This is a genomic window from Bartonella sp. MM73XJBT.G (assembly GCF_028618435.1).
Taxonomy (GTDB): Bacteria; Pseudomonadota; Alphaproteobacteria; order Rhizobiales; family Rhizobiaceae; genus Bartonella.
In genome coordinates this window covers 25,996-38,548 of record NZ_JAQISW010000013.1, presented here as the reverse complement: position 1 = coordinate 38,548, position 12,553 = coordinate 25,996, and the positions used below count along the sequence as shown (strand labels likewise).

General features: G+C 38.4%; 10 protein-coding genes and 1 pseudogene. 3 read left to right on the top strand and 8 right to left on the bottom strand.

Going from position 1 to position 12,553, the window contains the following annotated elements:
* Positions 1-137 precede the first annotated feature (137 nt).
* From clpP to PVV59_RS07215, 5 genes and pseudogenes are all read right to left on the bottom strand, one after another.
* Positions 138-770: an ATP-dependent Clp endopeptidase proteolytic subunit ClpP gene (gene clpP / locus PVV59_RS07235; protein WP_273755484.1), complete on the bottom strand. Its 633-nt coding sequence runs from the start codon at positions 768-770 to the stop codon at positions 138-140.
* A 146-nt stretch (positions 771-916) separates the two neighbouring features.
* Positions 917-1,715 (bottom strand): annotated as a pseudogene (locus PVV59_RS07230) (hypothetical protein).
* A 10-nt stretch (positions 1,716-1,725) separates the two neighbouring features.
* Complete coding sequence (trkA, locus tag PVV59_RS07225) at positions 1,726-3,102, bottom strand: Trk system potassium transporter TrkA (protein WP_273755483.1); 1,377 nt, start codon at positions 3,100-3,102, stop codon at positions 1,726-1,728.
* A 4-nt stretch (positions 3,103-3,106) separates the two neighbouring features.
* The gene (locus PVV59_RS07220; protein ID WP_273755482.1) at positions 3,107-4,465 is read right to left on the bottom strand and encodes a sigma-54 dependent transcriptional regulator; all 1,359 of its coding nucleotides are present in this window, start codon (positions 4,463-4,465) and stop codon (positions 3,107-3,109) included.
* Position 4,466: 1 nt separating this feature from the next.
* Positions 4,467-6,731, bottom strand: a complete 2,265-nt coding sequence (locus tag PVV59_RS07215; protein ID WP_273755496.1) for a PAS domain-containing sensor histidine kinase — start codon at positions 6,729-6,731, stop codon at positions 4,467-4,469.
* Between the two features lie 180 nt (positions 6,732-6,911).
* Here PVV59_RS07215 and rirA point away from each other — a divergent pair, with 180 nt between their 5' ends.
* The 3 genes from rirA to PVV59_RS07200 are packed head-to-tail and all read left to right on the top strand — an operon-like array spanning position 6,912 to position 9,051.
* Positions 6,912-7,343 (top strand): iron-responsive transcriptional regulator RirA, encoded by a 432-nt coding sequence (gene rirA / locus PVV59_RS07210; protein ID WP_273755481.1) that lies wholly within the window; start codon positions 6,912-6,914, stop codon positions 7,341-7,343.
* Between the two features lie 32 nt (positions 7,344-7,375).
* The gene (locus PVV59_RS07205) at positions 7,376-8,566 is read left to right on the top strand and encodes a bifunctional 2-C-methyl-D-erythritol 4-phosphate cytidylyltransferase/2-C-methyl-D-erythritol 2,4-cyclodiphosphate synthase (RefSeq protein WP_273755495.1); all 1,191 of its coding nucleotides are present in this window, start codon (positions 7,376-7,378) and stop codon (positions 8,564-8,566) included.
* A complete protein-coding gene (locus tag PVV59_RS07200) occupies positions 8,563-9,051 on the top strand; it encodes a CinA family protein (protein WP_273755480.1) in 489 nt (162 codons plus the stop codon). Before PVV59_RS07205 ends, PVV59_RS07200 begins: the two co-directional genes overlap by 4 nt.
* A 438-nt stretch (positions 9,052-9,489) precedes the next feature.
* On the opposite strand, the gene PVV59_RS07195 is transcribed toward PVV59_RS07200, so the two are convergent.
* From PVV59_RS07195 to lpdA, 3 genes are all read right to left on the bottom strand, one after another.
* Positions 9,490-9,951 (bottom strand): type II toxin-antitoxin system RatA family toxin, encoded by a 462-nt coding sequence (locus PVV59_RS07195; RefSeq protein WP_273755479.1) that lies wholly within the window; start codon positions 9,949-9,951, stop codon positions 9,490-9,492.
* A gap of 2 nt (positions 9,952-9,953) precedes the next feature.
* The gene (gene lipA, locus PVV59_RS07190) at positions 9,954-10,916 is read right to left on the bottom strand and encodes a lipoyl synthase (protein ID WP_273755478.1); all 963 of its coding nucleotides are present in this window, start codon (positions 10,914-10,916) and stop codon (positions 9,954-9,956) included.
* Positions 10,917-10,984: 68 nt separating this feature from the next.
* Complete coding sequence (gene lpdA, locus PVV59_RS07185) at positions 10,985-12,445, bottom strand: dihydrolipoyl dehydrogenase (protein ID WP_273755477.1); 1,461 nt, start codon at positions 12,443-12,445, stop codon at positions 10,985-10,987.
* Between the last annotated feature and the right edge of the window lie 108 nt (positions 12,446-12,553).

The following is a 12,553-nucleotide window of genomic DNA, read 5'->3' as shown; positions in this document are numbered from 1 at the left end:
GAAGCTTTTCATCATGAAAACTAAAAGACATATAGAAAATCATAAATGTCTTAATATTTTTAGGTGTTTCTCCTAATTTTTGCGATATTTTCTATTAAACTCTTTATTTAAAGTAGCTGTTTTTTCTATAAAAACTCTTAATCTTTTTCTTCTTTTTCAGTTTCTGCACGATACTGTATAACATCATCAACCAAACCAAATGCTTTAGCTTCTTCTGCTGTCATAAAATGATCGCGATCAAGCGTTCTTTCAATAACCTCATAATCTTGACCTGTATGTTGAACATAAATTTCATTTAAACGCCGTTTCATCTTTATAATATCTTGTGCATGTCGCTCAATATCTGAAGCCTGACCTTGAAAACCACCAGAAGGTTGATGCACCATAATACGTGCATTTGGCAATGTAAAACGATGACCTTTTCCTCCAGCTGTTAACAATAATGATCCCATAGATGCTGCCTGCCCCATGCAAAGTGTAGAAACAGGAGGGCGAATAAACTGCATAGTATCATAAATAGCCATTCCAGAGGTCACAACACCCCCTGGAGAATTAATATAAAGACTAATTTCTTTTTTAGGGTTTTCGGCTTCCAAGAAAAGTAATTGTGCACAAACAAGCATCGCCATACCATCTTCAACAGGGCCATTAATAAAAATAATCCGCTCCTTTAAAAGACGGGAAAAAATATCATAGGCCCGTTCACCACGATTGGTTTGTTCAATAACTATAGGCACAAGGCTTAATGCTGTTTTCATTGGATCACTCATATTTTTATTTCCTTGTCATATAACAATCGCTCTTTACACATTCAATATTTTTATCCATAGGCTAACATTACTCTCTTGTGCAAGCGACAATCAAGAGCCGTTTAAGATAGATTAAAATCTCAATGGTTAAAATAGTGATAATAACTCTACCTAAACAAATTATGAACTTCAGGAATGCAAGAGACTGCCCAGTGATAAAAACTTCCTTCCTTAGGTCTTTGCGTAGTCTTAGTCTTTCTGTGAATATGAAATCCTATCAAGCGTAAATCTGTAAGCGGTTTTATGCCAAAAGCTGGTTCAAAGATGTACTCAGTTTTTCGCTCTGTCCAATAATAAAAAATTTCCTTTGCCTCGTGAAAAATATATTGTTTTTCTAACCGTGAAATACCATCATTTCCAAATATCTTAACACCAAAATTGCCCGGTAAAATTGGCATTTTTTCTCTTTAACCAGAATGGTCTCCAAACACGACGCTTAAAACCCAAGCTCATGAGGAATAATTTCCTACTTGTCCAATAATCTTCAAACACTTTTACAATAGGGTTATTGAGGAGAAAATAAAGGGCAGAAACGCGTATTCTTATATGATTTTCTCTTGCCAACCAAACTTTATTCACATCTGGATGAAACTGTTTAACGAGATAAACATCTGTATCTAACCAAACTCCTTGTTGATATTTCATCAACATAACACGAAAAAAAAACCGAGAACTGAACTATTGTACATCCTGGTTTATCATCAAAAAAATTGGGATCAAGGCGGTAAATTGCTGAGCGTGGTAGAATTGATTCTGCTGCCATAATTCAATACTAGCGGAAAGATTCTCTATTTTTTTATCGTAACTAAAAAGCTTAAAGCATTGCCCAGTTTTTATCATTAAAGACAAACAAAGTCCATCAACCAATCTCAATTGTCCCCGATACCCAAAAGTGCAAATATCCATAGGTACTAGATCAAAAATATTCCAAACTTACGCGAAAAAGTTGTTCAACATCACGTACTCTATCAGCAAGGGCAAAAATCACGATCCGATCACCAGACAAAATACGCGCCTCTGCTGAAAGTTGTATGATTGTCTTATTACGATAAATTGCTCCAATTCTCAAACCATCTGATAAATTAAGCTCTGATAATGACTTACCAACCAATGAAGATGTTTGCATCACTTCCGCTTCAATAATTTCTGCTCGACCATTAAAAACTGAATGAACAGAGCGAATACGACCACGACGCATTTGTTGCAAAATTTTTGATATTGTAACGCTATGAGGATTAAGATAGGCATCCACACCAACGGCGCGGCTAAACTCTTGATAGGCAACATTATTAATTAATACCATATTGGCTTTGCAACCCAATCTTTTAGCAATAATAGCGCTTAAAAGATTAACCTGATCCTGATTGGTCAATGTAATCATTAAGTCGGCCTGATCAATTCCCGCATCTTGAAGAATCACTGGATCTAACACATTACCATATAAAACGGTTGTTTTTTCAAGTTGATCAGCAATCGTGAGGGCTCTTTCTCTCTGAGATTCTATAATCTTCAATTTTAATTTATGAAGACGCTTTTCAATCGCTTGAGCAACATAAAGGCCAATGTGCCCGCCTCCTGCAATAATCATGCGGTGGGCATCTTGTTCTTTATGACCAAAGAGCCCAACAGCACGACGCATCTGCTCACGAGCAACAACAAGATAGGTTATATCACCAACGCGTAATTGCGTTTCTGAATGTGCAATCAATAATTCGGAGCCACGTTTAATAGCGGTAACCGTCGTGTTAAGATCTGGAAAAAGCTCTGTTAATTGACGCAAAGGTGTATTAATGACCGGACAATCTTCCATACACTCCAAAGCGAGCGCAACAATATCATCATTACAAAAATAAAGAACATCTATTGCACCAGGCAGAGCAATACGACGTAAAACCATTTCTCCAACTTCAACTTCTGGTGAAATAACCACATCTATGGGAATATTCTCTCTGGAAAAAAGTGTCTTATAGCGGGGTTCTAAATAAGATTGTGAGCGAATACGAGCAATTTTTGTGGGAATATCAAATAATGAATGAGCGACCTGACAAGCGACCATATTTACTTCATCAAACAAAGTGACAGCAATCAACATATCAGCTTTGTCTGCATCTGCAGCCAAAAGAACTTCAGGACGAGAACCATGACCAACAAAACCTCTCACATCCAATGTATAGCGAATTTTTTCAATTAATTTGGTTTCAATATCAATAACAGTAACATCGTGATTTTCAGCAGCAAGACGCTCTGCTATCCCATAACCAACCTGTCCTGCACCGCAAATAATAACACGCATAACTTCAAGAAACTCCAAGCGCTTTAAGCTTACGGTGCAAAGCTGAACGCTCCATGCCTATAAATTCAGCAGTACGCGATATATTTCCACCCAAACGCCCAATCTGTGCCACTAAATATCTCTTTTCAAACAATTCTCGTGCTTCACGCAACGGTAAATCCATGATACTTTCATCCGAATCCATTTGAAGACGAGGTAAAGGATCACTCACTTCACTGGGAAGAACATCCGCTGTTATCGGACCATCACCATCCCGTACAAGAATAAGAAGACGCTCAATATTATTGCGTAATTGCCGTACATTACCCGGCCAAGCATACGTTTGCAAAATAGCGATCACATCATCACTGATTTTACGCGGCTTAATTCCAACCTGCTGCGATATTGTTTTTACAAAATAATGTACAAGTTCGGGAATATCTTCACAACGCGCTGATAATGGTGGAACAGTAATAGGAACAACCGAAAGGCGGTGGAAAAGATCTTCTCTAAAACGCCCGTCAGAAATGAGGTTTTCAAGATTTTGCGCCGTTGAAGAAATGATACGAACATCCACCTTAACACGTTTTGTACCACCAACTCTCTCAAATGTCTGTCCCGTTAATACCCGCAGAATCTTACCCTGAGTTTCACGCGGCATATCAGCAACTTCATCAAGATAAAGTATCCCACCATGGGCTTCCTCTAAAGCACCGATCTTACGCTCTCTTCCCTCCATTTCGCTGCCAAACAACTCTATTTCCATTCTGTCCGGCGTAATCGTTGCCGCATTTATTGTAACAAATGGCCCATTTGAACGTGTTGAGAGAGCATGAATAGTTCGTGCAACAGTCTCTTTTCCCGCTCCTGAAGGACCTGTTATCATGATGCGACTATTGGTTGGTGCTACTTTTTCTATGATGTGACGCAAATTTCTTATAACTGTCGATTTTCCTATCAGCTCCAATGTCTCACTTGAACGTTTTCTCAATTCTGAAAGCTCACGTTTTAAATTTGAGTTTTCAAGTGTTCTTTCTGCAACCAATACAAGTCTATCAGCTTTAAAAGGTTTTTCAATGAAATCATAGGCCCCACGCTTTATAGCTGAAACAGCCGTCTCAATATTACCATGACCAGAGATCATAACCACCGGAAGAGCTGGATATTGTATCTTAATTTCATCAAGTAGTGCTAAACCATCGAGGCGACTCCCTTGTAACCAAATATCTAAAAAAATGAGTTTTGGAATACGCTCACTAATTTGAGCTAACGCTTCATCAGAGTTACAAGCAACACGCGTTTCATAACCCTCATCATCTAAAATACCAGCAACAAGCTCACGAATATCTGCTTCATCATCAACAATCAAGATATCTGATACCATACTATTCCCCTATCTTATGATTTATGGCTTGTATAATACTACCCTGCTTCCCCCCATCTGAGGGAAATATCAAACGGATCATCGCACCACGACCTTTATAAAAACTCTCCGGTGCATCATGAAGCTCCATGGAGCCTCCGTGATCTTCAATAACTTTGCGCACAATGGCTAGCCCGAGTCCTGTTCCTTTCTCCCGCGTTGTTATATAGGGCTCTAATAACTTTTGTCTTTGCTCTTTAGGAAGTCCTTTCCCGTTATCAACAACATCCACAACCACCCATTCTTCTTGACGATAAGAACGGACAAGGATATGACCGTGAATATTTTCCTCTCGCATAACCGAATCTATGGATTCGCTCGCATTTTTAATAACGTTGCAAAAAGCCTGAACAATAAGACGATTATCAAATGCACCCATAAGGGGTAGACTTCCTAAGTCTTGCTCAAATTGAATATCATGTCGCGTCACTTCTATCAAGAAACATGCTTCACGCAACAATTCACGTATATCTAAAACATGCATTTGCGGTTTGGGCATCCGTGCAAAAGAAGAAAACTCATCAACCATACGCCCAATATCTCCAACTTGGCGAATAATTGTGTCAATACACCGCTCAAAGACCTCTTTATCTTGTGTAATAACTTTGTTATAACGTTTGCGAATACGTTCAGCGGATAACTGAATAGGTGTGAGTGGATTTTTAATTTCGTGTGCAATACGCCGCGCAATATCCGCCCACGCCGCTGTGCGTTGCGCTGCAACGAGATCTGTAATATCATCAATTGTTAAAACCCAAGATTGCCCCTGTCCATCATCCTCTTCCATTGTAACTTGAACATTACAAACACGCTCTTTTCCTGCAACGTTTAAAGTGACCTGCTCACGATGATTTTTACGCCCCAATGAACGTGCAAACTGAAAAACCTGCCAAATTTCAGCACTTAAAGATAAAAGACTTTGTCCAACAACCTGTTCAAAGCGAATATCAAACATCGTTTCAATGGATCGATTGATAATTGTAATATCACCATTATCATCGATACCTGCGACTCCCGCTGTTACGCCCGATAACACAGCTTCAGAAAAACGTCGTCTCTCATCAATTTGATCACGTACTGCAATCAACTCATTACGCCGGCTTTTCAATTCACTGACCATGTAATTAAAAGTTTTGGATAATTGTCCAATATCCCCATCTTTTGCTCGCACTGGCACAAAAATTTCCATATTCCCAGACGCAACATCATCAGCAGCACTAATGAGAAGACGAATAGGACGAACTAAACGATCAGCAACAGCAATAGCCGCCCAAATAGCAGATAAGAATAAACTAAAAAAAAGACATAAATAAAGCATACCAAATGCAATTTGTGTCAGTAGGCGATTTTCATTTAAATCACGATAACGATCTGTATTAACTTCTGTCAAACGTAAAGCTGATAAAACGCCTTTATCAACGTCACGCACTAAATATAAAAATGTGTTTGGAATATTGTTAAATTTTAAAATAATACCGAAATAATCATGCACGCCTGGTTGAAAAGAAAAAGGCCTCTCACTGGTTGCACGCTCGATAAGGTACGAAGGAGGAATTGGTAGTTTATCCTCATCACCAAGAGCACTTGATACAAAAATCGTTCCGCTAGAACTTAACAAAAATGCACCACGCAAATTGCGTCCTAGAGCATGACGCGTTAATTGCATCCGATATTCAGCTGGATTACGTTCTAAAAGTTTTTTGTTATCAAGTGCAAACGCCATCGCGTAGGATAAATTTTTTAAATTTTGAAGCATTTCATCTGCATAAGCATTTGCTAAATCAATAGAAGAACCGACAATTTGCCGTGTTGTTGTATCAAACCATCGATCTAGTCCTAAATTTAGTGCTGGACCCGATACAAGAGCGACAGCAACAGCTGGCATGGTCGCAACAAGTGCAAACAATGAAATAAGGCGCACATGAAGACGCGAGCCTGCACGCCTTGAACGCCAAGCTCGAATGATGGGAATCATCTCATAAAAAACGATGACAACAAGCCCTAAAACCCAAAAACTATTGATCCCTATAAGAATAAGGGTTACTGTTCTACTAGGAACAATAGGGGTCAATCCAATGAGAATGATAAACGAAATAGAGGCTGTAAGTAAAGCCAATACAATAATTGCAATCCCTAAAAAGATATATACCTTACTCAAACGATACAACTCATCGTTATGAGTGTTTTTATCGATATCTTGAGGATTCGTCACAGATGTTGCATTCATCATAAGCTTACAGATCCTTATCTCATTATTCTCATATAACCTTTTGTGACAAAAATTGACAATAGTAATACTCCATTTAAAATAGAGCAAATAAATATAATCAATAAGGAAGAACTTCTTAATTTTGCAAAATATCTTTAAAATAAACTGCGTTCGACGATACTTTACAAAGGAAATAAGATGCGATTAACAAAACAAACAAATTATGCTCTTCGAATGCTCATGTACTGTGCAGATAATCAGGGATCACTCAGTCGTGTTCCAGAAATTGCTAAAACATACGCTGTTTCGGAACTTTTTTTATTTAAAATCCTTCAACCGCTTGTTCAAGCAGGTTTTATACAAACAGTGCGTGGACGCAATGGTGGTGTTAAATTGGCTAAACCCGCAGAAGAGATTTCCGTTGCTGATGTTTTGAAAGTAACAGAAGATAACTTTTCCCTCGCAGAATGTTTCAATAATGCAGAATCCGATTGTCCATTGATCGATTTTTGTGGTTTAAACACCGCCCTTCAAAAAGCATTAAATGCTTTTTTTGAGGTTTTATCCGTGATATCCCTTGCTGATCTACAACGACCATCCTTTCAAAATCATTTTAAAGTTAATAAATAATAAATTGAAATTATAACATAAGGAGATTTAGTATTTCTATTGCAGCAATCATATTAGCCGCTGGACGTGGTGAAAGAGCAGGATCTCCCCATGAAACTCCAAAACAATATCGGCTTCTAGGACAAAAGCCGATTATTTATCACACCGTACATTGTTTTTTGCAGCATCCAGCTATTACAACAATTATCCTCGTTATTCATCCAGAAGATCATAAAGTCTGTGAACAAGCACTCGCCGAATTTAAAGAACGCCTTATTATCGTGGAAGGAGGCAATACACGTCAAATCTCTACCTTACATGGACTTCAAGCGCTTAAAAAATTCAATCCCCAATATGTGCATATTCATGATGGTGCACGCCCCTTTATCGAAAATAAGCTCCTTGATAACATTCATAACACTATCACACCTCAAGAAGGCGTTCTTCCTGTTCTCCCCATTTCTGATACCCTTAAACGCGTCAATCATAAGCATGTTTTAGAAACAATTTCTCGTACCCATCTTTATAGTGCACAAACGCCACAGTGTTTTCCCTTTGATCTCATTTTAGCTGCCCATAAACAAGCAAAAAAAGTTTGTAAAGAAAACTTTACTGATGATTGCGCAATTGCCGAATGGTTTGGGATTCCTATGCTAACTGTTCCAGGTGATCCTCATAATATAAAAATTACATGGCACAAAGATTTTGATACCGCCCATTTATATCTCCAGAAAAAAATGCAAATGTTTCCTGATATCCGTACTGGCAATGGCTATGATGTTCACGCATTCGAAAAAGGAACTTTTGTTGTATTATGTGGCATAAAAATTCCTTTTCATAAAAAATTAAATGGACACTCCGATGCAGATGTTGCTCTTCATGCCTTAACAGATGCTCTTCTTGCTACGCAAGGAGCAGGAGATATCGGCACACATTTTTCTCCCTCTGATCCTCAATGGAAAAGTGTATCATCAGAAATTTTTCTCCGTCATGCTCTTGATATTGTTACACAAGCGGGTGGTCGTATCGCTAATGTGGATATCACTTTGATCGCCGAAGAACCAAAAATCGGCCCCTATCGTCAAACAATGATGGAAAATCTTATGCGCATTCTCACAATTTCACCTGATCGAATCTCTATTAAAGCAACAACGAACGAAAAGCTTGGATTTCTTGGTCGTGGTGAAGGTATTGCGGCTTTGGCAACAGCTAGTATTCTTTATCCAGGAGAAATTCCCAAATGACATATTTTTGTGAAAAACAAGCGCATGAAGTTCTTAATACCTGTCGCCAAAAGGGTTTACTTTTAACAACTGTAGAATCTTGTACGGGAGGACTCATTGCTGCAAGCCTCACAAATATTGCAGGATCGTCAGATGTTCTCGATTGTGGATTTGTTGTTTATTCAAATGAAGCTAAGACACGCCTTGTTGGCGTAGATGCTGAACTTATAAAAACCTATGGTGCCGTTTCAAAAGAAGTTGCTCTTGCAATGGCTAAAGGTGGATTAAAACATTCACAAGCTGACATTGCCGTTTCTGTGACAGGAATTGCAGGTCCAGGAGGTGCAAGTCTAAACAAACCTGTAGGACTTGTGCATTTCGCTGTTGCTTGCAAAAATCACTCTCCCTTGCATAAAGAAATACACTTTGGTCATCTTGATCGTAACGCTATACGCCATGCAACTGTTGAAAACGCTTTTCAAATGATTCTACAATTACTTCACTGAATTCCCATACCAATTTCAAAACTCTCTATTAAACATTGAGATTCCATAACCATCAACATCTTGAAAAAATAATTTACTGTACCCAAACTCAGAAATACAAGACCTAAATATCATAAAATTATCTCCCTGTCCTGTTTATGTTGAATTAATCAAGAGCACTCGTTTGCACACTATAAGTTGGTAAAACTGTATGATTTTGAGTAATTCAACATAAAAATAAAACAGATCTGGAACGAGAGAATCCTATTATGGTATTAAGAATTTTAATTCAATATGAATAAAAAAATATTATTATAAATCAATAGATTGTTTAATAATATTGTGATGTTCTGTAAAAAAAATCCCTAAAAAAGAAAGAGATCATAAAGATGGAAATCAATTTTCCTCTTTACGCCTTCATAAGCAGTAATGGGTATTGTTAAAAAATAACGGAATAGATCATGTTACAGCAGAACCATAAATCTGATGGGCACGCTTTTCAAAAGCATCAGTAAATTTACGAAATGCAATATCAAACATTGAGCCCATCACGCGTCCGAGTATTTTACTTTTAAATTCATAATCAATAAAAAACTCTACATTACATGTATTGGTATTTTCAATACTATGAAAGACCCAATGATTTTCAAGATATTTAAATGGACCATCAATATAGTTAACATCTATCAAACCTTTTTGGGGCTGAAGAAAAACTTGGGTTGTAAACGTTTCTCGAATAACCTTATAGCCAACGGTCATATCTGCAAGAAGCAATGTCTTTTCGTCACATTCTTTGCGAGAACGTATTATTAAAGCCTCACACATGGGTAAAAACTCAGGATAACGTTCAATATCTGACACAAGATCAAACATTTCACGAGCACTGTGAGCAATCTGCCGATGTGTTGTAAAAGTTGGCATAATTATCTCTGTAAAGCAAATTTCTCATCACGTGCCTTTTGCAAAATTGCAAAATCATCGCCTGCATGATGAGATGAGCGCGTCAGAGGATTGGAAGCCATATGTAAAAAACCCTTCACTTTACCAATTTTGGCAAAAGACTCAAATTCTTCAGGAGGCACAAAACGAATAACCGGATGATGTTTTCGTGTAGGCTGCAAATATTGCCCAATTGTCATAAAGTCAACATCTGCAGAGCGTAAATCATCCATCAATTGAAGAATTTCGTTTCGTTCTTCTCCGAGTCCAACCATAATTCCTGATTTTGTAAAAATTGTCGGATCAAGTTCTTTTACGCGTTGTAAGAGACGAATCGAATGAAAATAACGTGCTCCTGGACGAACCTTTAAATATTTAGAAGGAACCGTTTCTAAATTATGATTAAAAACATCAGGTTTAGCAGCAACAACAACTTCTAAAGCCCCATCTTTATGACGAAAATCAGGCGTGAGAACTTCAATTGTTGTCTTTGGAGCCTTTCGACGAATAGCGTAAATAACTTTCGCAAAATGCTCAGCACCACCATCAGCAAGATCATCACGATCAACCGATGTAATAACGACATGTTTTAATTCCATTCGCGCAACAGCATCTGCTACACGCTCTGGCTCATTCTCATCCACAGCAAGTGGAATACCTGTTGCAACGTTGCAAAATGCACAAGCCCGCGTACATATTTCACCTAAAATCATAAAACTGGCATGCCGTTGGCTCCAACATTCACCAATATTTGGACAACCTGCTTCTTCACATACGGTTACTAATTTATGGGTGCGTACAATACCATGCGTTTCCTTATAAATTGGTGATGTTGGCGCTTTTACACGGATCCAATTTGGCTTTTTCTGAACGCTTGTATCCGGACGATAAGCCTTTTCAGGATGACGCAAACGTCTATTCGTAATTCTATCAACAACCGTAACCATTTAAGCCTTTGCCTTATAAATACGAAGGAGTAATGAAAAATATAAGATCTTTCACACAAACCCAATCATCAAGCATTTAAAACTTGACCATAAGCATCCAATACACTTTCTTTCATCATTTCCGATAAGGTGGGATGGGGAAAGACAGTATGCATCAATTCTTCCTCTGTTGTTTCAAGATTCATGGCAATAACAAAACCCTGTATCAGTTCTGTTACCTCAGCCCCTACCATATGGGCGCCAAGAAGCTGTCCTGTTTTTTTATCAAAAATCGTTTTTACTAACCCCTGATCTTCGCCCAAAGCAATCGCCTTGCCATTTGCGGAAAAAGAATAACGACCAATACGGATATCATACCCTGCTTCTTTTGCTGCTGACTCAGAAAGCCCAACAGATGCAACTTGCGGTGTGCAATAGGTACAGCCTGGAATTTTTTTCTTATCAAGCGGATGAACATTCTTCAACCCTGCGAGACGTTCAACGCATATCACACCTTCTTCTTCTGCTTTATGTGCCAACATAGGTGGACCAGCGACATCACCGATAGCATAGATACCCTCTACACCTGTCCAACTCCATTCATCGGTCACAATGCACCCACGATCGGTTTTTATACCTAATGTTTCCAATCCAAGATTTTCAATATTACCCTGAACCCCAACAGCTGAAATCAATCGATCCGTTGTAATCGCTTCTGTTTTACCTTTTACATCAATATGCGCAGTAAGAGAATCGGTAGCTTTTTCAACCTTTATCACTTTTGCTTGGCTTAGAATACGAATGCCTTTTTTCTCTAATTGTTTACGCGCGAATGTGGAGATTTCAATATCTTCAGCCGGCATAATATGAGGCATCATTTCAACAACCGTAACCTCTGCTCCCATATCATGATAAAAGGAAGCAAATTCAATGCCAATTGCTCCAGATCCCATGACCAAAAGTGATTTTGGCATGGTAGGGGGAATCATCGCTTCAAAATAAGTCCAAATGAGCTTTCCATCTGGCTCAATACCAGGAAGGATACGAGGACGTGCACCCGTTGCAATAATGACGTGTTTTGCTTGATAAGTCCCCTTCCCTAATGTCCCTTTAGGGATTGGATTTTGTGGTTGTATAACCGGTTTTGAGGATGAAGAAACCACAATTTCCGCAAGCTGGCTTGCTTTTGCGGCCTTCGTTAGTTTTGCTTCACCCCAAATGATATCAATTTTGTTTTTTTTCATCAAAAAACCAACACCCGCATTTAAACGCGCAGAAACTGCGCGCGAACGTGCTACAACATCTTTGATATTGGCTTCAATTGAACCGTTTATCTTTAAACCATAATCTTTTGCATGTTCAGAAAAATGTTTTATTTCTGCTGAACGCAAAAGCGCCTTTGTTGGAATACATCCCCAATTTAAGCAAATCCCCCCGAGATGTTCACGTTCAACAATTGCAGTCTTAAAGCCACATTGTGCCGCACGAATTGCGGTTACATATCCGCCAGGTCCCGATCCAATTACAATTATATCATAAAGATTTTCCACAGTAATCCCTCCATGGATATACACAAAACGGATACACACTCTTTAAGCTTAAAACTAAAAAAACAATAAGACAAAATTTCTTTTTGTCTTTCATTCTAAGCTTCACAG

Excerpts from the sequence above, each read along its gene's own strand:
- clpP (WP_273755484.1), bottom strand. The coding sequence starts at position 770 with ATGAGTGATCCAATGAAAACAGCATTAAGCCTTGTGCCTATAGTTATT.
- PVV59_RS07220 (WP_273755482.1), bottom strand. The coding sequence starts at position 4,465 with ATGGTATCAGATATCTTGATTGTTGATGATGAAGCAGATATTCGTGAG.
- lipA (WP_273755478.1), bottom strand. The coding sequence starts at position 10,916 with ATGGTTACGGTTGTTGATAGAATTACGAATAGACGTTTGCGTCATCCT.
- PVV59_RS07215 (WP_273755496.1), bottom strand. The coding sequence starts at position 6,731 with ATGAATGCAACATCTGTGACGAATCCTCAAGATATCGATAAAAACACT.
- trkA (WP_273755483.1), bottom strand. The coding sequence starts at position 3,102 with ATGCGTGTTATTATTTGCGGTGCAGGACAGGTTGGTTATGGGATAGCA.
- PVV59_RS07195 (WP_273755479.1), bottom strand. The coding sequence starts at position 9,951 with ATGCCAACTTTTACAACACATCGGCAGATTGCTCACAGTGCTCGTGAA.
- PVV59_RS07200 (WP_273755480.1), top strand. The coding sequence starts at position 8,563 with ATGACATATTTTTGTGAAAAACAAGCGCATGAAGTTCTTAATACCTGT.
- rirA (WP_273755481.1), top strand. The coding sequence starts at position 6,912 with ATGCGATTAACAAAACAAACAAATTATGCTCTTCGAATGCTCATGTAC.